The following is a 24,906-nucleotide window of genomic DNA, read 5'->3' on the forward strand; positions in this document are numbered from 1 at the left end:
GATGGGCGTTCTGGTCGTTGCCGAGCATGACAATGCGGTTCTCAAATCCGCCACCCTGCATACGGTGACCGCCGCCCGACAACTGGGTGAGGTGACGGTTCTGGTGGCCGGGTCCGGCTGCCGCGCGGTGGCCGAGGAAGCGGCGAAAATCGAAGGCGTGGGCAAGGTTCTGTTGTGCGACGATGCGGCCTATGCGCACCCCCTGGCCGAAGCGCTGACCCCACTGCTGGTCGGATTGGCCGACGGCTATAGCCACCTGCTGGCCCCGGCCTCGACCTTTGGCAAGAATCTTTTGCCCCGGGTCGCGGCGCTGCGCGACGTGGCGCAGATTTCCGATATTTCCGCCATTGTCGACCAGGACACTTTCATCCGGCCCATTTACGCCGGCAACGCCCTGGCGACGGTCAAAAGCAGGGATGCCCTCAAGGTCATCACCGTGCGCGGCACCGCCTTCGAGTCCGCCCCCTCCACGGGCGGTTCGGCGGCCATTGAGGATCTGGCGGCCGGTGAAGCTCAGGCGCTCTCCAGCTTCGTCGGTCACGAACTGACCGTTTCCGCGCGTCCCGAACTGACCTCGGCCCGGGTCATTATTTCGGGCGGTCGGGGCATGGCCTCCAAGGAGAATTTCGCCCTGCTCGAAGACTTGGCCGACAAGCTGGGAGCCGCCGTGGGGGCCAGTCGCGCCGCCGTCGATGCGGGATTTGCACCCAACGATTACCAGGTCGGTCAGACCGGCAAGATCGTCGCCCCGGAACTCTATCTGGCGGTCGGCATCTCCGGGGCCATTCAGCACTTGGCGGGCATGAAGGATTCGAAGATTATCGTTGCCATCAACAAGGACGAAGAGGCCCCCATTTTCCAGGTCGCCGATTACGGCTTGGTAGCGGACCTGTTCGAGGCCTTGCCGGAACTGTCCAAGGCATTGGACGGATAACAGAATCGGGTTGCAATTCCCGTGGACCAAGGAGAGCACAAGAATGATTGAGAAAATTGGGGTGATCGGTGCCGGCCAAATGGGCAGCGGGATCGCCCAGATTTGTGCCTTGGGCGGCTATGATGTCTATATCTCCGACGTCAGCCAGGACGCCCTGGACAAAGGCTTGAAGGCCATCCGGAAGAATCTGGATCGAATGGTCAATAAAAAGAAAATCTCCGCCGAGGACGTCAAGGAAACGATGGCGCAGATTCAGACCAGCACGGATTATGCCTTTTTCTCAGATTGTGATCTGGTCGTCGAGGCGGCTTCGGAAGTCGAGCCGGTCAAGCGGGCCATTTTCGACGCACTTTGCCCCGTGCTGAAGCCCGAAGCGATCATCGCCAGCAACACCTCGTCGATCTCCATCACCCGTCTGGCCGCCCATACGGACCGTCCGGGCAAGTTCATCGGCATGCATTTCATGAATCCGGTGCCGGTGATGAAACTGGTCGAAGTCATTCGCGGCATCGCCACCGATGCCAACACCTTCCAGCAAATCACCGATCTGTCCCTCAAGCTCGGCAAGTCCCCGGTCAGCGCCGAGGATTTCCCGGCCTTTATCGTCAACCGCATCCTGCTGCCGGCCATCAACGAGGCGGTCTATACCCTTTACGAAGGCGTCGGCTCGGTGTTGAGCATCGACACCGCCATGAAACTGGGCGCCAACCACCCCATGGGGCCGTTGGAACTGGCCGATTTCATTGGGCTGGATACCTGTCTGGCGATTATGAACGTGCTGCACGAGGGTCTGGCCGATACCAAGTACCGACCCTGCCCGTTGCTGGTCAAATACGTGGAAGCCGGATGGTATGGCCGCAAGACCGGCAAGGGCTTCTACGACTACTCCGGCGACATTCCCGTCCCGACCCGGTAAGCGTCTGCGCGGCGGTATGGAAGCGGCTTACGTTTCAACCTTCCGCCGCCATCTGCGGCAGATGATTGACCAGGCCCTGACCGAGGGCACTCCGGTGGTGATTTCTGATCTCCACCGAAGGGTTGGTTTGGCCGCCGATGGCCTGATGGCCGCCCTGCACAACCTTCTGCCGCCACACCCCGCCCCGGCTTGCGGTCCGGGGTGTGTCCATTGCTGCCACCAGTACGGAATAGCCGTTGCCCCCCTGGAAGCCCTGGCCCTGGGGCACCATATTCTGCACCATTTCACCCCCGGTGACCGACAGGCCCTGCGCGCACGCCTGCTCGAACGGGAGCGAGAACGTGTATCGCATCCACTGGGTGCGTTGGTTCTGCCGCGCTTCCCTTGCCCGTTATTGCGGGAAGATTCCTGTTGCAGCGTCTATGCAGTGCGACCGATTGTTTGCCGGGGTGTGAATGCGCTTTCCGCCGCAGCTTGTGAACGGGCGCGCAGGATGACGCAGAGCGTGGCTATTGTCCGACGCTGGAGGCCGCCGATGGATATTGCCGCCGCTGCCGCGCAGGCGATGGGCGAGAGTTGCCAATCTGCCGGATTGGTAGCCCACAGTCTGCTGCTCACGCCAGCCTTGATGCTGGTGCTGGATGATCCGGATTTGGAGCGCGACTGGCTGGCGGGCAAGGATGTTTTTGCCGCCGTGCGACTGCGTGACCTTGCCCCCGCCCTGTGGGATTACGGGGCATCCGCGCCGTAGGTCATGGCGACCACCTCCAGCGGCATGCGTCCGGCCAACCTTGAACAGGGCGCGGGCGATGGGGGAGCGCCCGGATTGACGGAGCATAAATAAATGCACTGTAATCCCATTTCACCCTCCATCACCTGGAACGCCCTGTATTATGAAACGAAATACTTAGAAATCTAAAAATCAAATATGCGCATGAAAGCGTTGATGAAATAAGAAGCGTTGTATACAAGTATATATTTGGCGGAATCAAATAAAGTATCCAAGTATTAAATGTTGATGTTAGCGTGCCCTTCTTAACGAGAACCACAGTGCAAACAATAGATGCGAATATTAAAAAAATGCACATCATTATTGAAGCAATATGTATATAAATATCACTAAAACTGAGGCTATATTTCGATATCCTTTTCGCATACAACAAATGGCATCTATAAATATGCACCATTGATGAAAGTAAAAAGAAATAAGATAGAAACATAACAACGGAAATTTCTGGTGATAAAATGCCCCCACCAGTTAACCAATTCGTAGCATAATATACGATAGAATAATCATTTGATTGGATCTGTGAGCCAAATATTCCTTCAATTTGATTTAATTCAAAAAATAATGAAATAATCATATATGACCAGTACCTATTCATAAATACTGGCTTGAATTCCAACATAATATACTTTTGGTCTATTTCCCATTTATCCAGTATTTGGTTGATATATATTTTCCTATAAACCCGTTTGTTTTGAATGGCCACAGCAATAAGAATAATCGTTGATAAATACGCCAGTTCGACGCTAAACCCACATGACTCTCCTATGGCGCCAAGAAATATTAGCGCGAGAACAATATCGCATATATATATGAACTCAACTCTATTCATCACTCCCCTTGCTCCACAATTTTAATTATTCTTCCACTGCAATATTTCGGTTACGGTGGTTACGGTGACACCATGAAGCACTAAGAGAGACTACTCCCCTTTCTTGCCAATCTGTAAATCAGATGAAATACAGAAATACTTGACGATATAAACAACATCATAAACACAAATATTACAGATGGGCCAAGGTATATTATAGATAGAATATTTACGTCATGGACTTCAATTTTTTTGATTAAAATACTTAGAGATAAACCCATCACAGTAAACGCCGAAAATAATGCAATCTGCACTATTATTGGAGCATATAAATCTTTTCTAGACACATGTAATAAAGAAATTCTTTTTGAATATGTACTGTATACATGAGGGATGTGGAGGGACGCAGACAAAATGAAATAAATTAGTAAAAATATAACAACTGATATCTTGTTGGATAAAACACCCCCACCGATAGCCCAATCCGTCAGATAAAAAATAATTGATCTATCCTTGGATTCAATAGGAGCGCCAAACATTCCAACGTTTTGATTTATAACAAGAAACATTGAAGCAATTGCATATGGCCAAAATCTTCTCTCCACTATTTTAGTAAATTCTATCATAATGTACTGCTTATGTCGCTCCCCTGATCGTTTAAAAAAATACCTATCCATGCTTTTCAACTGTTTTATATTTTGATGCACAGAAATTGAAAAAATAACTACATACAAATAAATAATTGATAACATTTCATCACAGGATAATAAAATAGTAATTATTGTTACTATTGATATTAAAAAATCATAAAAAAATATTTTTTTATAGGCAACCATGTCATTAACTAACCTTTATGCATACTTATGGGTTACGGAGTTACGGTGACAGAGTTACGCTGACAGTGCATTCAACTATCTTTTGGTCGGGAAATTCCGATGCCCGCCTTGGCTAAAAAGAGACTCTACCAGCATCATGCAACCATGTCAGTAATTCGCCAGCTTGTGAACAGGCGCGTTGGAACACTGAAAGCATTGATCTGGACCGGCGCTGAAAGCCCCCGATGGGGATTGCCCTCGCACGGAGGGATTACGGGGCGTCCGCGCCGTAGGTAATGGCGACCACTTCGAGCGGCATGCGACCGGCGGGGGTCTGCACGTTGACCACATCGCCCTCCCCGGCCTTGAACAGGGCGCGGGCGATGGGGGAGCGCCAACTGATCCGCCCCCGTGCCATATCCGCCTCGTCCACCCCGACCAGAGTCACGGTGATCTCTTCGTCGCGCGGATTGACGTAGGTGACGGTGGCCCCGAAATAGACCCGGTCCAGATGCGCCTGACGGGCCGGATCGACCACCTCGGCCTTTTCCAACCGCTTGTTCAAAAACCGGATGCGGCGGTCGATTTCGCGCAGTTTTTTCTTGCCGTAGATATAGTCGCCGTTTTCCGAGCGGTCCCCATTGCCCGCCGCCCAGGAGACGATTTCCACCACCTTCGGCCGATCCTCGTGTAGCAGCCGGTGCAGTTCCCGTTCCATGTGGGCAAAGCCTTGCGGCGTCATGTAGTTCTTCACCCCGGGCGGCAATTCCGGGATGTCCTCCTCATCATCGTCTTGGGAGGGATCAGGCGTCACCGGCGAGGAAGGGCTTGTACTTCATGTCTTCTCGCAGGATGTGCCGAATCAGCCAGTCGGAGAGGAAGTTCATCAGCTCCAGGCTGCCTTTTTCGTCCAGGCCGCGTTCGACCAGTTCCTGGTGCTTTTCGGCGACCTTGCCACCCATGACCTTATGCAGTTCCTGATGGGCTTCCAGATTCGGATAAGCGGCCAGTTTCATCAGCCGTTCCTCGGCCTCGAAATGATAGCGGACGTAATCGAGCAATTCGTCGAGGGTCTTGGCCAACACTTTTTGGTCGCCCCCACCTTCACCGGCCACCGCATGGACCCGGTTGAGCAGATCAATCAGAATTTTATGATCGTTGTCGAGGGTCTCGACGCCGACACTCATCTTGTCATTCCAAACGATCATCGCCATGAAAGTGCTCCCGCCTTTAAGCCTACCATACCGTCGCAACACGGCTTTATATGCTCCAACCCTATACGGACCGCGCGGCGGAGACAAGATGGCAACACAGCATTTGTGGTCCGTTCAGGGCTGGGAGAGAAGATTTCTAAAGAGTGCCACCGATTCCGCATCGTCCCATTCCGCAGTGCCCAGCAAACGAGCCACTTCACGGCCCTGCTTATCGACCAGCAGCGATGTGGGCAGGTTGCGCGCCCCGACCTCCCGCGCGACAGCGCTGCGGTCATCGAAATACAGATCCAGATGGGTCAGTTTTTTCTCGACCATGAAGGCCCGCGCCTTGTTCTGATTTTTCTCCCCCCGATCCTGGGACAGGGTGAGCACGACCAGCCCTTCGTCCTTCAAGAGACCCTGCAACCGATCCAGGGCGGGCATCTCGCGGACGCAGGGCGGACACCATGTGGCCCAGAAGTTCAACAACACCACTTTGCCCCGGAACGCGGCAATGCTACGTTGCTCCCCCGTGTCGTCCAGAAACGGGATGTCGGGCACGGGTTGGGGCGGAACGGTCCGCACCAACTTATCCAGGCCGTTGGTCCGTTCTCCGGCGTTGCCGGTCGAGGGGGAAAACGGCCCCACCAGAACCAAAGCGGCGAGCAGCGCCATTCTTGCGAGATTCTTGAAAACCATGACGTATTCTTTCTCCTTTTCCGCGACGCCCCAAAGGACCCGGTCATGAGCGGCGGCAGCAGCATCTGGGGCGGTCGCTTCGGCGGCGGTCCGTCCGACATCATGGAGGAGATCAATGCCTCCATCGGCTTTGATCAGCGGCTCCACGCCCAGGATATTGCCGCCTCCATGGCCCATTGCCGGATGCTGGCGCGCCAGGGGATCATATCCGAGGCCGACGCCGAGTCCATCCTTGATGGATTGTCAAAAATCGCCGATGAAATCGCGGTCGGCAAGTTCCACTTCCAACGCGCCCTCGAAGACATCCATATGAACGTGGAATCCCGTCTGAGTGCGCTGATCGGCGAGGCCGCCGGACGACTGCATACGGCGCGCTCGCGCAATGACCAAGTGGCGACCGATTTCAAGCTGTGGGTGCGCGACGCCCTGGATCGCCTCGATTTGGGGCTGGCCGCCCTGCAACAGGCGCTCCTCGACCGGGCCGAGACCCACGCCGCCGACGTGCTGCCCGGTTTCACCCATTTGCAGGCGGCGCAGCCGGTCACCCTCGGTCATCACCTATTGGCCTATGTGGAAATGGCCGGGCGCGACCGGGGGCGGGCCCGCGACGCCCGGACCCGGATGAATGAATCACCGCTCGGGGCCGCCGCCCTGGCCGGGACCTCGTTTCCCATCGACCGTCACATGACCGCCGCCGATTTGGGCTTCGACCGCCCCTGCGCCAATTCCCTGGATGCGGTGTCGGACCGGGATTTCGCCCTGGAATATTTGTCCACCGCCGCCATTGCCGCCGTTCATCTGTCGCGGCTGGCCGAGGAACTGGTGATCTGGTCGAGTGCCCAATTCGGCTTCGTCAAACTGCCCGACAGTTTTTCCACCGGCAGTTCGATCATGCCGCAAAAACGTAATCCGGACGCCGCCGAACTGGTGCGCGCCAAGGCCGGGCGGGTGATCGGCGATTTGAATGCCTTGTTGATCGTCATGAAGGGCCTGCCGCTGGCCTATTCCAAAGACATGCAGGACGACAAGGAACCGCTGTTCGAGGCCGCCGACACGTTGGATTTATGCCTCGCCGCCATGACCGGCATGATTTCCGAAGTCACCTATGACACGGCCAAGATGCGCGCCTCGGCCGAACTGGGATTCATCACCGCCACCGATCTGGCCGATTGGTTGGTACGGGTGCTCGGCTTGCCCTTCCGTCAGGCCCATCATGTGACCGGTTCATTGGTCAAGCTGGCCGAACAAAAAAATGTCGATCTGGAGCAGCTTTCCCTGGCCGAGATGCAGTCGGTGGAACCGGGCATCACCCAGGATATCTATGATGTGCTCGGCATCGAATCTTCGGTCGCCAGCCGCACCAGCTTCGGCGGCACCGCCCCGGACAATGTGCGCGCCGCCATCGTCGAGGCCCGTCGGCGCTTTTTCGAAGGGGAGGGACAGTCATGATCAGCCGCCGCCGTTTCCTTCGCATGCTGGCTTTTGCGTTGCCCGTGTTGCTGCTTGCGGCCTGTGGCAAAAAAGGCCCGCCCCAGCATCCCGAAGGCAGCCAGTACCCCCGCAAATACCCCAGCGAATAAGAGTCTCAAAGATGGATCATTTTCAATACCGCGATGGCCGCCTGCATGCGGAAGACGTGCCCCTGGACACCCTTGCCGAGGCCGTCGGCACACCGTTTTACTGCTATGCCACCGCCACCTTGGAACGGCATTTTGACGCCTTCGCCCAGGCCTTCGAGGGGCAGCGGGCGCTGGTCGCCTTTGCGGTCAAATCCAATTCCAACATTGCCGTCATCCGCACTCTGGGACGGCGCGGCGCGGGCGCGGCGCTGGTCTCCGGCGGCGAACTGCGACGGGCGCGGGAAGCGGGGATTCCCGGCGCACGGATCGTCTTTTCCGGTGTCGGCAAAAGCCGTGCCGAACTCATTGCCGGGCTCGACGCAAAGATCTTGCAGTTCAATGTGGAATCGGAGCCGGAACTGCGTCTGTTGTCGGAAATCGCCGCCGCCCGTGGACAGCGCGCGCCGGTGGCCCTGCGGGTCAATCCGGATGTGGATGCCGGGGTGCATCACAAGATCACCACCGGGCTGAAGGAAAACAAGTTCGGCATCGAATGGACGGCGGCGCGAGAGATCTATGCCCGCGCCCGCGATCTGCCGGGGATCGAGATCGTCGGCCTGTCGGTGCATATCGGCTCCCAGTTGCTCGATCTGGAGCCGTTCCGCAAGGCATTTCTGAAGATCCGCGATCTGGTGGTCATGCTGCGCCAGGACGGCCACGACATCCGCCATCTGGATCTGGGCGGTGGCCTGGGCATTCCCTATGACGGCGGTCCCTCTCCGGCCCCCGCCGCCTACGGCGCCTTGGTCAAGGAAACGGTCGGCGATCTGGATTGCCTGCTGGTGCTCGAACCGGGACGCATGATCACCGGCAACGCCGGGGTGCTGGTCACCCGGCTGCTGTATCGCAAGGAAGGGGCCACCCGCACCTTCTATGTGGTCGATGCGGCGATGAACGATCTGATGCGCCCGACCCTTTACGACGCCTACCACCATATGGTGCCGGTACTCGAACCCCCGGCTGACGGTGAGACCTTGTTGGTGGACGTGGTCGGCCCGATCTGCGAGACCGGCGATACCTTCGGCAAACAGCGCGCCCTGCCTGCCATGGCGGCCGGGGACCTGCTGGTGCTGCGCACCGCCGGGGCCTATGGGGCGGTGATGTCTAATACCTACAACACCCGGCCAGGCATCCCTGAAGTGCTGGTTTCGGGCGACCAATGGAAAGTGGTGCGGCGGCGTCTGGAAGTGGCCGACCTGCTGGCCCTGGAATCCTTGCCCGACTGGTTGGAGGCGGATGACGAGCACCCCTGAGTCCCCTCTCGACCGTCTGCTCGCGCGGGCCCGCGCCGGGCTGTTCTGGGAACAGCTGTGGCCCCGCCTGTGGGTTCCCTTGAGCCTGCTCTATCTGTTTCTCGCCCTGGCCTTTGCCGATCTGTTGCCGGGATTGCCCGGGTTGCTGCATCTCGGATTCCTCATCCTGTTCGGGTTGGCCGTGCCGGTGGCTCTGTGGTGGGGTTTGCGTGACTGGGCGCGGGTCACACCGTCGGAGGCCCGGCATCGGTTGGAAGAGGATAGCGGCCTGGTCCACCGACCACTGACCGCCTTGCAGGATCGTCCCAGCGCCTCCGGCAGCGACCCGCGCACCGCCGCCCTGTGGGAGGCCCATCGGCAACGGGTGCGCGCCAGTCTGACCCGGTTGCACCTGAATCCGCCGCGTCCCCAGGTGGCCCGGCGCGATCCCTGGGCCTTGCGCACCCTGCCGCTGCTACTGCTCTGTGCCGCCATGATGAGCGGCTGGGGGGAACTGGTGCCGCGCCTGGAACGGGCTCTGACCCCCGCCCTCGGTACCGACCCGCCGCTGCCCGCCCGACTCGATCTCTGGATCACGCCGCCCGATTATACCGGCCTGCCCGCGGTGCATCGGGATCTGGCCGGGCTGGGACCGCTTGATGTGCCCCAGGGAAGCCAGTTGCTGATCCAGGTAGCCGGAAGCGACATGCCGCTGGTTCTCGAACAGGGCGGCACCGGGCTGCCCCTGGAGGATCTGGGCGACGGCACCCGACGCGGCAAGATGGTGTTGCGCCATCCCGGGGACATGACCCTGAAGACGGAAGACGAGGTGGTGGCCGCCTGGCCGCTGACTCTGATCATCGACCAGCCACCCGAGATTTCCTTTGCCGAACCGCCCGAGGGAACCGAACAGGGACGGCTCAATGTCGCCTATCGGGGTCACGACGACTACGGCATCCGGCAAATGGATTTGGTCCTCAGCCTGCCGGGCACCGATCAACCGGCCCGGCGGCTGGCCCTGGCCCCGCCCACGGCGCGCGACCCGGTGGGACAACTAAGCCAGGATCTGGCCCGTCACGACTGGGCCGGGCAGACCGCCAGTCTGCGGCTCTGGGCACGTGACGCGGCGGGCAACGAGACCTTCACCGATGGCCTGCTGGTCAAGCTTCCGACCCGGATATTCACCCATCCGGTGGCGCGCGAACTGGCACGCCTGAGGAAGCGCTTGGGGGCCGACCGGGAAAGTCGGGTCTCCGTAGCCCTGGGCCTCAATCGTCTCAAGGGGGCACCCGAGGCCTTCGACCATGACCTTGTGGTCTATCTCGGCCTCAGCGTGGCCCAGTCGCGGCTGCTGATCAACAAGGACCCGGCGATCCTCGGTCCGTTGCGGGACCTGTTTTGGGATCTGGCCCTGCGCCTGGAAGAAGGCCACATTGGCCTCGCCCGGCGCGACCTGGAGGCGGCCCGGCAGGCCTTGTTGGAAGCCCTGCGCGACAATGCCAAGGCGGACGATCTGGCCGCCCTCGAAGCCCGGTTGCGGGCCGCCATGGACCGCATGATCCGGGCCATGGATCAGGCCCTGCGCGAGCTGCCGCCGGATCTGCGGCCCTTGATGGAGTCCACCCGCGTGGTCACCGCTGGCGACCTGCAACAGATGCTCGACAAGCTGGCCGACCTGATCGCCCAGGGCAAAACCGATGCCGCCATGGCGCTGCTCGGCGACCTGGGACGGCTGACCGCCGCCCTGGAAAGCAATCCGGCCGGCGGCATGGATGCGCAAACCCTGCGCGCCGCCCAAGAGTTGCTTGATGACTTGCGGCAGATGGAAGCCGACCAGCAGCGGGTAATGGACGAGACCTTCCGTACCCTCCCGGCCGATGAGGACTCGGAATTCCTGGACCCGCAACAGGCCCGTCCGGCCCCCCGGACGCCCCCCATTCCCCTGGACGGACTGGCCAAGCGGCAAGAAGACCTATCGCGTCAACTGGCCGCGACCCGCCAGAAAATCAGCGCGTTGCTGGGCGCTTTTCCGCAGGAACTGGAGCAGGCCGGACTGGCCATGGACCGCGCCGGTCGGGCCTTGCAGGCCGGGCGCGCCCGCACCGCCCTACCCCGGGAATCCGAGGCCCTCGACGGCCTGCGCCAGGGGCTGAAGAAGATGATGCAGGCCCTGGCGCAACAGGCCGGGGGAGAAGGGGGGCCACCGATGATGGGACGCGGGCCGGGCCAGGACCCGTTCGGACGGCGCGGCGATTCACCGCTGGGGGAGGGCCAAACCGGCCCGCTGGATATTCCCGAAGCGGGCGCGGCGGAACGGGCCACCCGCCTGCGCCAGGAAATCCAGAAACGGGCCAACCAGCCCCAACGACCGGCCGTCGAGCGCAGCTACCTGCAACGGCTGTTGGAGCGGGACTGAATAAAAAAGACGAAAGGCTTCAGGCCGTCACCACCCGATTTCGGCCCAGTTCCTTGGCCTTGTAGAGGGCCGCGTCCACCCGCCCGATGAGCTGTTCGGCGGTCTCTTGTTCCGGGCGCATGACGGTTATGCCGATGCTGACGGTCACGGTCACCTCGCCCAGATCCTGGGGCAGGGAAATGGGGTCCACCGCCACCTGCTCGCACAATCTTTCGGCCACGCTCTGCGCCACCGTCAAATCCGTATCGGGCATCAGGACGAGGAATTCCTCGCCGCCGTAGCGGGTCACCAGATCAAACCCGCGGACGTTGCGGGCAATGCGATTGGCCAATTCGCGCAGCACCACGTCGCCCGCCGGATGTCCATGGACATCATTGACCTGCTTGAAATGATCCACATCAATCATCAGCACCGACAACGGACGCCCCGACTCCCTTGCCCGGTTGACCAGGGTGGACATATGGGATTCCAGATAACGGCGGTTATGCAGACCGGTCAGGGTATCGGTCACGGCCAGGGAGAGGTTTTGCAGAAAATTGGTGCGCAGGCGTTCCTGATACCTCTTGCGGCGCACCTGGGAGCGCACCCGCGCCTTGAGCTCGACCTTGTCCAGGGGCCGCACCAGATAGTCATTGACCCCGATGTCCAGGGAGCGCACCAGCCGCGCCATGTCATGCTCGCCGCCGACCAGCAGGATCGGCATAAGTCGCGTGGATTCTGCGGAACGCAGGACGGAGCATAGCCGCAGCGGATCCTCGTCCTCCACATCGAGACTGATGATGGCCAAGTCCGCTTCCTGGAACACGGTCGAACCGCAAGCCTCGGTCACCGTCTTGATGAACACCAGATTGTGGCCGTCCTCGGCCAGACTGGAAGCCAGGGTCCGCGCCTCGATCGGACTGTCTTCCACCACCACCAGGTTGGCGTCGTTGCCGTCGGCGGAGGTCAGCAGAATGTCGCTCGATGGCAGACCCAGTTCCCGGGAGGTCTCTTCGCGCAGTCGCCACTGATCGAGCAGTTGTTTCATGCGGATCATCGACCGCACCCGGGCGAACAGATTGATGTCGTCCACCGGCTTGGTGAGAAAGTCGTCGGCCCCGTTTTCCAGGGCCCGCACCCGATCATCGGTTTCACTCAGCGCGGTGACCATGATCACCGGAATATGGGCGGTTTGACTGTTGCCCTTGATGCGGCGACAGACTTCGAACCCATCCATGCCCGGCATCATGGCATCCAGCAGCACCAGATCCGGCGGCTGATTCCCGATGATCTGCAAGGCGGAGGGACCATCGTTGGCGCTCAGGACCTCGTAATACTCCGAGGACAGCTTGGCCCCCAGCATGCGCACGCTGGGCATCATGTCATCAACGATCAATATGCGCGCCGGCATCGTCTGGGCTACCGATCAGGCCAGAAATTCGGAAATGGTCGCAATGAATTCCGGCACCGAGATGGGCTTGGCAATATAGCCGTCACAGCCGCCCTGGAGGATCTTTTCCTCGTCGCCTTTCATGGCAAAGGCGGTGACCGCGATCACCGGAATGTCCTTGAGCGCCGCATCTTCCTTGAGCATGCGGGTCACTTCGAGGCCGGAAATCTCGGGCAATTGAATATCCATCAGAATCAGGTCCGGGCGTTCGGCCCGCGCCAACCCGACCACGGCACGCCCGTCCTGGGTCTGAACCGTGTCGTAGCCTTGGGCCTGCAAAAGGTCGTTGAATAGTTTCATGTTGAGGTCGTTGTCCTCGACAATGAGGATTTTCTTTGCCATTCGGCCCCTGCCTTGATTAGAGCTCCATCACCGGGAGCGGAACGGAGACCCCCTTCGCCCCCGCAGCTCAACGCCCTATCTGAGTTGCGGAAGTTTGGCCCATTCTCAACGGCAAGTCAAACGACGGATCAATCACCGCGCACCTGCTCGACCATGTCTTCGAGCTGCAACAGGTCGGTGATGACCAGCGAATCCTTGCGCCGCTCGACGATTCCCTGGCGCGCCAGATCGTTCATCACCCGCGCCACGGTTTCCCGGGTGGTGCTGACGCGGCTGGCGATATCCCCATGCACGGGGATGGGGCTGAGCACCGCCTCTCCGGTTTCCTCATCGGCCACCAGACGGGCCTGACGCAGAAGTTCGGCGTGCACCCGGTTGTTGGCCCCCAGGGTGCTCAGATCCATGATCCGGTCGGTCGAGGTGCGGATGATCCAGGCCAGCCGCCGCAACAGGGTCAGGGTGACATCCGGATGACGTTCCAGCAGTTGAATGAAGGCCTTGCGGGGCAGAAAGGCAATCAGCGATTTGCTCAAGGCCATCACCGACGCCGAGCGCGGTTCGCCATCAATGGCCGCCAGCTCGCCGAAATGACTGCCCTCGACCACGTCGTCGAGGGTGATTTCGCGACCGGTCAGGGAATAGTTGACCACCCGGACCCGCCCTTCGACAACAAAGCAGACGTCCTGGGATTCACTTTGACGATCCAGAATTTGTTCATGCGGCCCGTAATGCCGCCAGGAGCAGGCACGTTCCAGCTCCTCGCGCTCCTTGTCGCCGAGCGTCGCCAACAGGCTGATCCCGGCCAACGAATTGGTTTCGGTCTTCGACACGGCAAACCCCATCCCCGCCTAATGAAAGGGCTGTTTCCCCACAGCATTGGCATGGTACATGTTTTGACATTGGAATGCGAGAGGGTAGGAATTTCAGTTCCGCCCACGACGAGAGGCCCGATGAGCACGCCCGCCAAAACCCCCAATCCGGTCCTGGCCCCCGTCCTGGCTGTGGTCGTTCCCTGCTATCGGGAGACGGCGCATATCCTCGATGTGCTGGCCGCCATCGGTCCCGAGGTCAGCCGGATTTTCGTGATTGATGACGCCTGCCCCGACGGCACCGGGGCGCATGTGCGCGCCCATTGCACCGACCCTCGGGTCGAGGTGACGGTGCTGCCGCAAAATGCCGGGGTTGGCGGGGCGACCATTGCCGGATACCGACAGGCCATCGCCGCCGGAGCCGAGATCATCGTCAAGCTGGACGGCGACGGGCAGATGGACCCGGCCTTCATTCCCAAGCTCATTCGCCCCATCGTCTCCGGTCGCGCCGACTATGCCAAGGGCAACCGGTTCTACGACCTTGAAAACCTGGCCGGGATGCCGAAGGTGCGGATTTTCGGCAATCTGGGCCTGTCCTTCGCCAGCAAGCTGTCGTCGGGCTATTGGGATATCTTCGATCCCACCAACGGCTATACGGCGATCCATGCCAAGGTCGCGGCGCGCCTGCCGCTGGACAAGCTCCGGCGCGATTTCTTTTTTGAATCCGACATGCTGTTCCGTCTCGGCACCATCCGCGCCGTGGTCTGCGATGTGCCCATGGCCGCAAAGTATGGCAGCGAGACCAGCAGCCTGCGGGCGCGGCGGGTGCTGTTGCCCTTCGCCTGGCGACATTACGTCAATACGGTGAAGCGGATTTTCTATGCCTATTTTCTGCGCGATTTCAATGCCGCCTCGGTGGAGCTGTTCGTCGGCAAGCTGATGTTGCTGTTCGGCCTGCTGTTCGGCCTGTGGCAATGGCGGGTCAGCGTGGTCAGCGGCGTTCCGGCGACGGCGGGCACCGTGTTGCTGGCCGCCCTGCCGGTGTTGTTGGGCAGTCAGTTGCTGATCGCTTTTCTGAATTTCGATACCCGCAATCAGCCGCGCGAGCCGCTGCATCCGTACCTTTAAAGAACCCGCGCCGCGCCGCCGCGCCTTGGATCGCCGACCCCCAGGAAGTCCCCCTTCGCGCCCTGGGCAACCGCGTGGACGCCGCCGAAAAACAGGTTGAGATCCTCCCAGACCCGAAAGTCTTCGACCAACGGCCCGTCGGTCAATTGGGCGAGGATCTCGGCGGCAAACCCCGGCTCCACATCGAGCCGCCCCCGCTCGAAATGCAGGCGCGGGGCGAGCACCGCCGATTCCGGGTCCCTGCCGAAATGCTGCACATTGAGCAGCACCTGGAGCAACGCCGTGCGGATGCGGTTGGAGCCCCCGGAGCCCAGGACCAGCCGACTGCCTTCGGGCCGCAACAGCAGCGACGGCGCCATCATGGACGCCAGGCGCACATCCTGTGGCCACTGGTGGAAACCGTGCGGATTGATGTCCTCTTCGCCAAGCATGTTGTTGAGCACGATGCCCGTCCCCGGCAGCGCGTAGCCACTGCCCTCGCCGTTGCTCACCGTGGCGCTGGCCGCGTTGCCCGCGCCGTCGAGGACGCTCACATGGGTGGTGCCGCGCTGCACCGCCGGTCGGTCCAGCACCTGACGTCGATAGCCTTCCAGCAATCGGGGATCGAGCAGACGGCGCACCGGGTCCTCGTCGTCATGCAATCCGCTGTCGATGCGCGCCTTGTTGGTCAGCGCCATGGCCCGGGTCAACCGGTCGAGATGGGTCCAGCCGCCGAAGCCGTCGCGGATCAGACTTCCGTCGCGCAGCAATTCCAGGGCAAAGGCAATCAGCAACCCGCCCGAGGATGGCGGCGGATTGGTCAGCAACCGGGCGCCGCCCCAGTCCAGGGCCAGGGGGGCGCGGCGGAACACCTCGTAGCCCTCAAGATCGTCGCGGGTCAGATGGCCGCCACGATCCCGGCAGTCCGCAGCCAGCCGTTGCCCCATCTCGCCGCGATAGAACAGGTCGGCCCCCTCCCGCGCCAGGACCTCCAAGGCGTCGGCCTGATCGTCCGAGCGGTAGATATCGCCCTCGCCGCACAGGGCACCGGGCTGTGAAGCGCTTTCAAACTGTTTCAGAATTTGCGGATTGGAGCGATAGATCGGCCCGACCACTGAAAAAATGTAGGCCTGCAAGCGGTTGAGCGGCACCCCCCGTTTGGCCAGGGACGCGGCAGGCGCCAGGATATCGGTCATCGGCATGCGGCCCAGGTCTTCGTGCACCTGGAACAGTCCCTTGACCACCCCCGGTGTGGCGATGGCCCCCATGCCGATATGGAATTCCTGCTGGGTGGTGCCGAAATCGGCGACGATGGGGAAGAATCCCACCTCGTCTTCCCGGCGGCAGGATTTCGGCGTTTGGGCAAAAAAATCATACAGCACCGGTGCCCCATGGGCCGGTTGTGCGAGCAGGAATCCGCCGCCCCCCAGGGAGGACAACACCGGCTCGCAGACCGTCGCCGCAGCCAGGGCGGCCAATACCGCATCGAAGGCATTGCCGCCCTCGCGCAGCACCGCTTCCGCCGCCCGAACCGTCTCCTCGTGGCCCGCCGCCACTGCGCCCCTGATCGCCGCCATATTGCCCCTTCCGCAAGTGAATCAGGGGGTAGCGGCTTGCTCCGAACCTGTCAACTCACTCCGGCACGAACAACTGTCCCTTGAGCAGCGCGCCGAAGGTTCGCAGCAACACCCACAGCACCACCACCGAGGACAATCCAAGCAGTCCCCAGGCCAGCCCCTGGATCAACGGACTGTTGGTCAGCGCCCCATATTGCAGGGTGGCAATGGCCGCCGCGTCGAGCGGGAAGGTGAAGGCCCACCAGGTCAGCGCAAAGGGCACGCTTAGGAATCGACGTCCCATGCTGACCAGCAGGAACACCAGGAACAGTGCGAAAAAGAACAGGATGCGGGCGAAGGCATCGACGGTTCCGCCGACCAGCAGCACATAGCCCAGAAAGCCAACCGCCGGAGGCGGAATGAAGATAAACAGGGTCGGCACCAGCTTCGGCGGCATCTGGGTATGAAACACGATGCGATAGAACACGATGGTGAACAGCACCACCCAGAACACCAGCCCGACGGCGAAAAAGAACCAGGAGGTTTCCAGATGACCCAGTTTTACCCCGGCCAACGGCACCAGCAGATTGCCCACCACGGGAATGAACCAAGCCGGATTGGAATGCTGAATCTCGTAGGACTCAAAGATCCAGCGACGGAGCATATGCAGGGTGATGACCAGTTGCAGGGTTGCGCCGAGCATCCACAGGCCATCGGCCACCGACCTGTTCCAGTTCAACGCGACCGAGGCCATCAGCAGGATGCTGATCGAGATGGCGGCCCCGAAATTGGCTTTCACCGGATGAGTCATCTCGGCTTTGACCTCGCCGGGAAAGCGCAGCAGCTTCAGCCCGTAGAGCAGCAGGATGACGACGAACAACAAGCCGCCGAACAGACTGACCGCCTCGCCGGGCAGGGAATCGACGGCATACAGTTCATGGGCCTTGCGCCAGGCCAGGCCAAGCCCGACCACACCCATGACCACGGCGAACAGGGGCACCGGCACATGGGCCAGCCAATGCAACTCGGTGTGTTTATTTGAATCGGACATCTGCGAAAATCCCAATATGAATGAAACTTAATATCATATTAGCATCAGCTAATGTTTTTGCAAGGGCCGCCTGTCGACGTCCAGGCATTGACCCGACGCCGGCGAAAGCCCAAATTCCAGGGGACCTCGAACGCCGCCATGAAAGTTTGCCCATGTCCCGCGCCCTTGCACTCGCCGCCCTTCTCCTGTTTGTCGCGCCCGCCTGGGCCGAGACGCCGCCGCCCACCTGCGCGCCGGTGGGACAATGGGTCCGCGCCAGCGATGGGCGGTTGTTGGACTCCTCGTCTTTTCTGCTCAACCTGTCGCGCAAGCCGGTGGTCCTGCTGGGGGAATCCCACGACAACCAGGAGCACCACCGCTGGCAACTGGACGTCATCGCCGGATTGCATGCCCTGAACCCCAACATGGTGCTTGGCTTCGAGTCCTTTCCCCGCCGGGTGCAGCCGATCCTCAACCAATGGACGGCCGGACAACTGAGCGAGGATCAATTCCTGAGCCGTGTCGAATGGGGCACCGTCTGGGGCTATCCGGCCGAACAATACATGCCGCTGTTCGACTTCGCCCGCCGTCACCGCATTCCCATGGTCGCCCTCAATGTGGATCTGAGCGTCATCCGCAAGGTGCGCACCGACGGCTGGGACGCGATCACCCCCGCCGAGCGGGACGGGGTGGGCACGCCCGCCGCCGCGCTGCCCGCCTATCGCGACCGGTTGACCCGTTTCTTCCGCCGCCATGAGGACATGCGCAAGGCCCGCACCCAGGGTCATGGGACCGAGGCCGCCGCCCCAGAGGCCCCTGAAGCCGAAGCGGACGCGCCCTTCACCGAAGATGAACAAACCCGCCTGGATCGTTTCATCGACGCCCAACTGCTGTGGGACCGGGCGATGGCCGAAGCGCTCGCCACCACCCATCGCGGGGGCGGCACGCCGTTGGTGGTCGGCATCATGGGTTCCGGCCACCTGAGCGGTCGCCTGGGGGTGCCGTATCAGTTGGCCGAACTGGGACAGAGGGACGCCGCCGTGCTGTTGCCCTGGAGCGCCGAAGACGCCTGTGACGAATTGGCCGAGACCGGGGCCGACGGGGTGTTCGGCCTGGAAATGTTGCCGCAGCCGCCCCGACCGCCCCGCATGCTGCTCGGCGTCTTTATCGAGGGCTCCGAAAAGGGGGTGCGCATCACCGGCGTGTCCGAAGGCAGTACGGCGGAACAAACCGGCATTTTAGTCGATGACCTGATCACCAGGGCCGCCGGCCATCCGGTCCGACAGGCCAAGGAACTGAAAGAGATCATCAGCGGTCTCTCCCCTGGCGTCTGGTTGCCGCTGGAGATTCTGCGCGGTGACGAAACCCTCAATCTGATTGCGAAATTCCCGACCGAGCCATGATTCAAACGACCGTTCGCCTGTGCGTCACCGGGCTGCTGCTGGCCCTGACGCCAACCGCCGCCCGGGCCTTGGACGTGCAATCACACGACCTGTCCGTCTCCATCGACCCGGAAAGCCGCCTGATCTCGGCTCAGGATACCTTGGACCTGAAGGGGGGCGGCACCGCCACCTTCTATCTGGCCGACGGGTTTCTGCCGGGCATATTGATGGTCGATGGCGACCCGGGCACATTCCGCCGTGACGGGGCATACTGGTCGTTCGACCTGGGAAAGGACGGTCCGCACCATGTCGTCATAGGCTACCGGGGCTTTGCCACCCCGATGAACAAACCCGCCGCCGACACGGTGCCGCGCAGCGGCCCCGAGGGCACCCTGCTCTCGGCGGGCAGCGGCTGGTATCCGCAGTTCGACGACGGCGACCTGTTCACCTATCGGGTGGAAGCGGATGTCCCGGAACCGCACAAGGTGGTCGGGTCGGGCAAGCTGGTCGAGGAGCGGGAACTGGGCAGTCGCTATCTGGCGACGTTCGAGTTCGATCACCCGACCGACGAAATCTCCCTGTTCACCGGCCCCTGGTTCATCACCGAGAAACAGCACAAGGGCATTCGCCTGCGCACCTATCTCGATGCCTCGGTGGCGGGCATGGCCGACACGTATTTAGGTGCCGTCGGTACGTACCTGGACCTCTACAGCGCCCGCCTGGGGCCTTATCCCTTTTCCGCCTTTCATATCGTCTCCGGGCCGTTGCCGGTGGGCTGGGGTTTTCCCGGCTTGACCTATATCGGGTCGCGGGTGCTGAAACTGCCCTATGTGCTGCAACGTTCGCTGGGTCATGAAATCCTGCACAACTGGCTCGGCAACGGCATTTATACCGACTACGCCCATGGCAACTGGGCCGAGGGCCTGACCACCTATCTGGCCGATTACGCCTATGCCGAACGGGACTCCGCCGCGCAGGCCCGCGAGATGCGGCAGTCCTGGCTGCGCGACTTCGCCGCCCTGCCGCCCGAGCGCGACATGCCGCTGACCGCCTTTCGGGCCAAGCTGCACGCCGCCTCGCAGGTCATCGGCTATAACAAATCGGCTTTCGTCTTTCATATGTTGCGCCAGGAAATCGGCGAACAGGCCTTCGATGCCGGGCTGCGCCTGTTCTGGACCGACAACCAGTTCGCTGTCGCCGGATGGGAACAACTGAGGTCCGCCTTCGAGGGGGCCTCGGGCAAGGACCTGAAACAATTCTTCGCCCAGTGGCTGACCCGTCCCGGCGCGCCGTCTTTGCGGTTGGTCAAGGCGGATGTGCAAAACGACCAGCTCACCGTGACCGTGGCCCAGGAGGGAGATTACGCCCTCACCGTCCCGCTTCAAGTGACCACCGAGAGCGGCAGCCACATGTCGAGCCTGGCCCTCGGGGCCACCCCGGCCAGCATCACCCTGCCCCTGGATGGGCCGCCGGTCAGCCTGAGCGTCGATCCGGATTTCGACCTGTTTCGCCGTCTCGACCCTTCTGAATCGCCGCCCATTCTGCGCGATGTCACCCTGAGCGAAAAAACCCAGGTGAAGCTGTTGACCGACGACGACGACGAAAGCAACCACGGTGCCCTGCAACTGGCCTGGCGGATGATGGAGGGGGCCCCGAAGCTGATGACGGAGGACGTGGTCAGCGCCACCGACCCGATGCTGATCATCGCCATCGGCCCCGGACGCGCCAAGACCTATCTGGCCGAGGCCAAGCTGCCGCCGATGCCCGACTCACTGGCCGGGAGAGGCACCGCCCGCGTCTGGGTCAACCGTCGCGACAACGGCCTGCCGGTGATGGTGATTGAGGCCGACGATGCCACGGCCCTGGCCGCCCTGTTGCGCCCGTTGCCCCATTATGGTCGCCAGAGTTTTTTGGTGTTCGAGCAAAGCAAGGCGCAGGACAAGGGGCTGTGGCCGATGACCCGCGGACCGTTGTTCCGTGACCTGCGTCCGCCGCCGCCCGCGCCCCCCGTCCCGGAAAAAGCCGAAGCCGAGGTCCCGGCGGCTCCGACGCCGGACCCGACACGTTGACAAGCCCCAAGGGAGGCTCCATCATTCCCTCTCCGGCCTTTTTGCGAGGAACCGTCATGCGTCTGCTTGCCCTTCTGTCCATTCCGGTCCTGACCCTGATGCTCGGGGGCGGCACGACGGCCCTGGCCGATGGTCTGGTCAGCAGCCAAAGCTATACCCAAATCCCCTACGGCACCCCGATCGACGTGCGGATGCTTAACGATTCCGGGGACAATCCGTTGATGCGCGAGGAATTCATCGGCCATCTCACCTCCGCCGGACATCGGGTTGCCGAGGGCGCGCCGGTGGTGCTGACCTTCGACAGCCATGGGGCCTTGGGCACCTGGGGCTCGGATCAACGCTATCTGGTCGAGATGCACGCCCGCGGCGGCGATGAAGGGGGCGAGGACGCCGCCGTGCGCCTGAACCTGTTCGACAGCTCCAAGGGCGGCCTGTTCAACAAGGGTACCGGCGACGTTTCCGGTTCACCGACCCGCTATCGCCTTGATGCGGTGCTCGAAGACCGGGCCAGCGGCAAGCGCCTGTGGCACGGCTGGGCCACTGCCCGTCTGGAACGTGCCGGTCAGGGCGATCTGACCCGTTCGATGATCGCGCCGCTGGTCTCGGCTCTCGGGAAGACCGTGCGCAAGCAACCGTTCGCGACTCCGCAGTGAGGTCCCCATTGCCTCATACGGTGCTGTTTCTGGTCAGTCTGCTGCTGGCCGTGCCTGCCTGGGCGAACGATATCGTCGGCATGGCCAAGGTGGTCTCCAGCAATGTCCTGCGCATTGGCCAGTCGGAAATTCAGTTGTACGGGATCAAGGCCCCGGAAAGGGGTCAGGTCTGCACTCCGTTCAACGGCGGCGCCAAAATACCCTGTGGCAACATGGCCTTTCAGGCCCTCAGGAAGCTGATTCCTGAAGCGCCGGTGTCCTGCGCCCCGACCGGCAAAACCCGCAACAACAGAATCCTTGCCCAATGCCGCTATCTGCAAAAAGACTTCAACAAGCTGATGGTCCAGGGGGGCTGGGCGCGCGCCGTGCCCGGGGAAGGGCTCGCCTACATGAACCTGGAAAAAAACGCCGTCCTGGAACGAAAGGGACTGTGGCAATTCCTCATCGGCCCGCCCGCCCCATGACGATTTCCTTTGCCCGTTCGGGCAATTCTCGGTACTAACCCCAGGTTTTTGACACAGTCGGCAACGTCATCCATGAACCAGAGCGTCAACAAGGCCCTGCTGCCCGCCGGTCTGCGGGACATCCTGCCGCCCAATGCCGCCCACGAGGCGCGCGTGGTGGAACGCCTCATCGCGACTCTGGAGCAACGTGGCTACGACCGGGTCAAACCGCCGCTGATCGAATTCGAGGACAGCCTGCTCGACGGCACCGGCGTCACCCTGGCCGAGGGCAGTTTCCGGCTGATGGACCCGGCTTCGCACCGCATGCTGGCGGTGCGTCCCGACATGACCCTGCAAATCGCCCGTATTGCCGCCTCGCGGCTGCACAAAGACCCCCGCCCGTTGCGGCTGGCCTATGCCGGGGAGATTCTGCGCGTGCATGGCTCGCAACTGCGCCCGGAACGGCAATTCGGACAGGTCGGAGCGGAATTGATCGGGGCCGACGGACCGAACGCCGATGCGGAAATGATCCTCATGGCGGTGGCCGCCCTGCGGGCCGTCGGCGTGGCGGGACTGTCGGTGGATCTGGGCCTGCCCACTTTGGTTCCCGCCCTGTGCGACGACCTCGGATTGGATAGCGAGACCGCGCACACCCTGCGCGCTGCCCTCGACCGCAAGGATGCGGGCGAAGTAGCCGCCCTGGCCCCCCGACTCGGCCAGACCGTGGCCGACCAGTTGCAGGCCCTGTTGACCGCTGCGGGACCGGCCCAGCGGGCCTTGAAGATCCTCGATACCTTAAGGCTGCCCGCCGCCGCCGCCGAGACCCTGGCCATGTTGGCCCAGGTCACCCAACGGGTCCAAGAGGGCGCGCCGGACCTGACGGTAACCATAGATCCGGTGGAAAACCGCGGCTTCGAATATCATACCGGCGTCACTTTCGCCTTTTTTGCCCGGCACGGACGGGGCGAACTGGGGCGCGGCGGACGCTATCTGGCTGCCGGGAATGCCCACGAGGCGGGGGAACCGGCCACCGGGTTGACCCTGTTCATGAACGCGGTGCTGCGGGTGTTGCCCGACCCGCAACCGGAACGGCGGGTTTATCTGCCCCTCGGGACGGCGTTGGCGGTCGGCGAGACCCTGCGCGCCGAGGGCTGGGTGACGCTCGCCGGTCTGGAGGCGGTGGCCGACCCGGCCGGTGAGGCGCGCCGCTTGCGCTGTTCCCATTTCTGGTCGAAAGATCGACCCGTGGCACTTTCGGACAACGGACAAGCATCAACATAGGGGAATGAACATGGCCAACGTCGTCGTCGTCGGCTCTCAGTGGGGAGATGAAGGCAAGGGGAAAATCGTCGACTGGTTGTCGCACCGGGCCAACGTGGTGGTGCGCTTCCAGGGGGGGCACAACGCCGGGCATACCCTGGTCATCGACGGTGTGACCTACAAGCTGCACATGCTGCCCTCGGGCGTCGTGCGACCGGGCACCCTGTCGATCATCGGCAACGGTGTGGTGCTCGATCCGTGGAACCTGCTCAAGGAAATCGACGCCCTGCGCCAACAGGGCATCGAGCTGACCCCGGACAATCTGAAGGTGGCCGAGAACGCGCCACTGATCCTGCCGCTGCACCAGAACCTGGACATGGCGCGCGAGGAAGCCCTGGGCAAAGCCAAGATCGGCACCACCGGACGCGGCATCGGCCCGGCCTATGAGGACAAGGTGGCCCGTCGCGCCATCCGGCTCGGCGATCTGGCCGAGCCCTCGGTAATCGAGGAAAAAGTCGAACGGATGCTGTTCCACCACAACACCTTGTTGCGCGGTTGGGGCTTCCCGGAATTGGAAGCGCAGCCGATCATCGACAGCCTCAAGGAACTGGCCCCGAAGATCCTGCCCTATGCCGATACGGTCTGGAAGCGCCTCGACGAAGCGCGCAAGGCGGGCAAGCGGATTCTGTACGAAGGCGCGCAGGGCGTCCTGCTCGACATCGACCACGGCACCTATCCCTATGTCACCTCGTCCAACGTGGTGGCGGCGCAGGCGGCCACCGGCTCCGGCCAGGGTCCGGGGGCCATCGACTATGTGCTTGGCATCACCAAGGCCTACACCACCCGCGTCGGCTCCGGCCCGTTCCCGACGGAACTGGAGGACGACGACGGCAAGCGTCTCGGCGAACGCGGGCATGAATTCGGCACCACCACCGGACGGCCGCGCCGCTGCGGCTGGTTCGACGCGACGCTGGTCCGGCAGACGGTCAAGGTGTCGGGCATTACCGGCATCGCCCTGACCAAGCTCGACGTGCTCGACGGGTTCGCCGAACTGAAGGTCTGTATCGGCTATACCATCGACGGTGTGCCCTATGACCATCTGCCCGCCTGTCAGATCAAACAGGCCAAGGCCAAGCCCGTTTACGAGACCATCGAAGGCTGGGCCGAAAGCACCCAGGGCGCACGGTCGTGGGCCGATCTTCCGGCGCAGGCGATCAAATACATCCGCCGCATCGAGGAACTGATCGAGGCGCCGGTGGCCATGCTGTCGACCAGCCCGGAGCGCGAGGACACCATCTTGGTGCATGATCCTTTCGCCGATTAATTCGGTCGCAAGCACCCTGCCATTTGCATCCCTGCGCGTCGGCGGATAGGATCATCGGGCATGTTCCGTGCTCCGGAGGG

The 24,906-nt window shown here is 61.7% G+C and carries 24 protein-coding genes; 14 read left to right on the top strand and 10 right to left on the bottom strand.

Annotated elements, in window-relative coordinates; all coding sequences use genetic code 11:
- Window position 1: 1 nt before the first annotated feature.
- On the top strand, window positions 2-934 hold the full coding sequence (locus tag ACYQ1P_RS03380) for an electron transfer flavoprotein subunit alpha/FixB family protein (protein ID WP_460018969.1): 933 nt from the start codon (window positions 2-4) through the stop codon (window positions 932-934).
- Between the two features lie 43 nt (window positions 935-977).
- Window positions 978-1,850 carry a 3-hydroxybutyryl-CoA dehydrogenase gene (locus tag ACYQ1P_RS03385; RefSeq protein WP_460018970.1) on the top strand — a complete coding sequence of 291 codons (873 nt, stop codon included), beginning with the start codon at window positions 978-980 and terminating at the stop codon, window positions 1,848-1,850.
- Window positions 1,851-1,884: 34 nt separating this feature from the next.
- Here ACYQ1P_RS03385 and ACYQ1P_RS03390 read toward each other — a convergent pair whose 3' ends face one another.
- The gene (locus ACYQ1P_RS03390) at window positions 1,885-2,202 is read right to left on the bottom strand and encodes a hypothetical protein (protein ID WP_460020150.1); all 318 of its coding nucleotides are present in this window, start codon (window positions 2,200-2,202) and stop codon (window positions 1,885-1,887) included.
- On the opposite strand from ACYQ1P_RS03390, the gene ACYQ1P_RS03395 reads away from it, so the two are divergent.
- A complete protein-coding gene (locus tag ACYQ1P_RS03395) occupies window positions 2,095-2,601 on the top strand; it encodes a YkgJ family cysteine cluster protein (RefSeq protein WP_460020126.1) in 507 nt (168 codons plus the stop codon). The genes ACYQ1P_RS03390 and ACYQ1P_RS03395 overlap by 108 nt on opposite strands.
- Window positions 2,602-3,549: 948 nt before the next feature.
- On the opposite strand, the gene ACYQ1P_RS03400 is transcribed toward ACYQ1P_RS03395, so the two are convergent.
- The 4 genes from ACYQ1P_RS03400 to ACYQ1P_RS03415 all read right to left on the bottom strand — a co-directional run bounded on the left by ACYQ1P_RS03400 (window position 3,550) and on the right by ACYQ1P_RS03415 (window position 6,155).
- Window positions 3,550-4,284, bottom strand: coding sequence for a hypothetical protein (locus tag ACYQ1P_RS03400; protein WP_460018971.1), 735 nt, complete (start codon window positions 4,282-4,284; stop codon window positions 3,550-3,552).
- Window positions 4,285-4,534: 250 nt separating this feature from the next.
- Window positions 4,535-5,077, bottom strand: coding sequence for a transcription elongation factor GreB (gene greB, locus ACYQ1P_RS03405; protein WP_460018972.1), 543 nt, complete (start codon window positions 5,075-5,077; stop codon window positions 4,535-4,537).
- Entirely contained in the window at window positions 5,067-5,477 is a 411-nt protein-coding gene (locus ACYQ1P_RS03410; RefSeq protein WP_460018973.1) for a bacteriohemerythrin, read from the bottom strand. The genes greB and ACYQ1P_RS03410 overlap by 11 nt, the downstream gene beginning before the upstream one ends.
- 114 nt (window positions 5,478-5,591) lie before the next feature.
- Window positions 5,592-6,155 (bottom strand): TlpA family protein disulfide reductase, encoded by a 564-nt coding sequence (locus ACYQ1P_RS03415; protein ID WP_460018974.1) that lies wholly within the window; start codon window positions 6,153-6,155, stop codon window positions 5,592-5,594.
- Window positions 6,156-6,200: 45 nt separating this feature from the next.
- Between ACYQ1P_RS03415 and argH the strand changes: the two genes are divergently transcribed.
- Genes argH through ACYQ1P_RS03435 form a run of 4 tightly spaced genes read left to right on the top strand, consistent with a single transcriptional unit; the run spans window position 6,201 to window position 11,422 of the window.
- The gene (argH, locus tag ACYQ1P_RS03420) at window positions 6,201-7,604 is read left to right on the top strand and encodes an argininosuccinate lyase (RefSeq protein WP_460018975.1); all 1,404 of its coding nucleotides are present in this window, start codon (window positions 6,201-6,203) and stop codon (window positions 7,602-7,604) included.
- A complete protein-coding gene (gene lptM / locus ACYQ1P_RS03425; protein ID WP_460018976.1) occupies window positions 7,601-7,735 on the top strand; it encodes an LPS translocon maturation chaperone LptM in 135 nt (44 codons plus the stop codon). Before argH ends, lptM begins: the two co-directional genes overlap by 4 nt.
- A gap of 11 nt (window positions 7,736-7,746) precedes the next feature.
- Window positions 7,747-9,027, top strand: a complete 1,281-nt coding sequence (gene lysA, locus ACYQ1P_RS03430; protein ID WP_460018977.1) for a diaminopimelate decarboxylase — start codon at window positions 7,747-7,749, stop codon at window positions 9,025-9,027.
- Window positions 9,011-11,422 carry a DUF4175 domain-containing protein gene (locus tag ACYQ1P_RS03435; protein WP_460018978.1) on the top strand — a complete coding sequence of 804 codons (2,412 nt, stop codon included), beginning with the start codon at window positions 9,011-9,013 and terminating at the stop codon, window positions 11,420-11,422. The genes lysA and ACYQ1P_RS03435 overlap by 17 nt, the downstream gene beginning before the upstream one ends.
- Before the next feature lie 19 nt (window positions 11,423-11,441).
- Here ACYQ1P_RS03435 and ACYQ1P_RS03440 read toward each other — a convergent pair whose 3' ends face one another.
- The 3 genes from ACYQ1P_RS03440 to ACYQ1P_RS03450 all read right to left on the bottom strand — a co-directional run bounded on the left by ACYQ1P_RS03440 (window position 11,442) and on the right by ACYQ1P_RS03450 (window position 14,023).
- Complete coding sequence (locus ACYQ1P_RS03440; protein ID WP_460018979.1) at window positions 11,442-12,812, bottom strand: PleD family two-component system response regulator; 1,371 nt, start codon at window positions 12,810-12,812, stop codon at window positions 11,442-11,444.
- A 15-nt stretch (window positions 12,813-12,827) separates the two neighbouring features.
- The gene (locus tag ACYQ1P_RS03445; RefSeq protein WP_460018980.1) at window positions 12,828-13,193 is read right to left on the bottom strand and encodes a response regulator; all 366 of its coding nucleotides are present in this window, start codon (window positions 13,191-13,193) and stop codon (window positions 12,828-12,830) included.
- 128 nt (window positions 13,194-13,321) lie between these two features.
- Window positions 13,322-14,023, bottom strand: coding sequence for a Crp/Fnr family transcriptional regulator (locus ACYQ1P_RS03450; RefSeq protein WP_460018981.1), 702 nt, complete (start codon window positions 14,021-14,023; stop codon window positions 13,322-13,324).
- A gap of 120 nt (window positions 14,024-14,143) precedes the next feature.
- Here ACYQ1P_RS03450 and ACYQ1P_RS03455 point away from each other — a divergent pair, with 120 nt between their 5' ends.
- Window positions 14,144-15,130 carry a glycosyltransferase family 2 protein gene (locus ACYQ1P_RS03455; protein WP_460018982.1) on the top strand — a complete coding sequence of 329 codons (987 nt, stop codon included), beginning with the start codon at window positions 14,144-14,146 and terminating at the stop codon, window positions 15,128-15,130.
- Here the strand turns inward: ACYQ1P_RS03455 and ACYQ1P_RS03460 are convergent.
- A complete protein-coding gene (locus ACYQ1P_RS03460; RefSeq protein WP_460018983.1) occupies window positions 15,127-16,686 on the bottom strand; it encodes a gamma-glutamyltransferase family protein in 1,560 nt (519 codons plus the stop codon). The genes ACYQ1P_RS03455 and ACYQ1P_RS03460 overlap by 4 nt on opposite strands.
- A 55-nt stretch (window positions 16,687-16,741) precedes the next feature.
- Window positions 16,742-17,716 (bottom strand): SLAC1 anion channel family protein, encoded by a 975-nt coding sequence (locus ACYQ1P_RS03465; RefSeq protein WP_460018984.1) that lies wholly within the window; start codon window positions 17,714-17,716, stop codon window positions 16,742-16,744.
- A gap of 152 nt (window positions 17,717-17,868) precedes the next feature.
- Between ACYQ1P_RS03465 and ACYQ1P_RS03470 the strand changes: the two genes are divergently transcribed.
- The 6 genes from ACYQ1P_RS03470 (at window position 17,869) to ACYQ1P_RS03495 (ending at window position 24,826) form a co-directional block, all read left to right on the top strand.
- Window positions 17,869-19,098, top strand: coding sequence for a ChaN family lipoprotein (locus ACYQ1P_RS03470; RefSeq protein WP_460018985.1), 1,230 nt, complete (start codon window positions 17,869-17,871; stop codon window positions 19,096-19,098).
- Window positions 19,095-21,146, top strand: a complete 2,052-nt coding sequence (locus ACYQ1P_RS03475) for a M1 family metallopeptidase (RefSeq protein ID WP_460018986.1) — start codon at window positions 19,095-19,097, stop codon at window positions 21,144-21,146. Before ACYQ1P_RS03470 ends, ACYQ1P_RS03475 begins: the two co-directional genes overlap by 4 nt.
- A 56-nt stretch (window positions 21,147-21,202) precedes the next feature.
- Window positions 21,203-21,799: a hypothetical protein gene (locus tag ACYQ1P_RS03480; protein ID WP_460018987.1), complete on the top strand. Its 597-nt coding sequence runs from the start codon at window positions 21,203-21,205 to the stop codon at window positions 21,797-21,799.
- An 8-nt stretch (window positions 21,800-21,807) separates the two neighbouring features.
- Entirely contained in the window at window positions 21,808-22,263 is a 456-nt protein-coding gene (locus ACYQ1P_RS03485) for a thermonuclease family protein (RefSeq protein ID WP_460018988.1), read from the top strand.
- Between the two features lie 72 nt (window positions 22,264-22,335).
- A complete protein-coding gene (locus tag ACYQ1P_RS03490; RefSeq protein ID WP_460018989.1) occupies window positions 22,336-23,523 on the top strand; it encodes an ATP phosphoribosyltransferase regulatory subunit in 1,188 nt (395 codons plus the stop codon).
- Between the two features lie 10 nt (window positions 23,524-23,533).
- A complete protein-coding gene (locus ACYQ1P_RS03495) occupies window positions 23,534-24,826 on the top strand; it encodes an adenylosuccinate synthase (protein WP_460018990.1) in 1,293 nt (430 codons plus the stop codon).
- The last annotated feature ends 80 nt before the right edge of the window (window positions 24,827-24,906 follow it).

It is taken from the genome of Magnetospira thiophila (genome assembly GCF_054657015.1).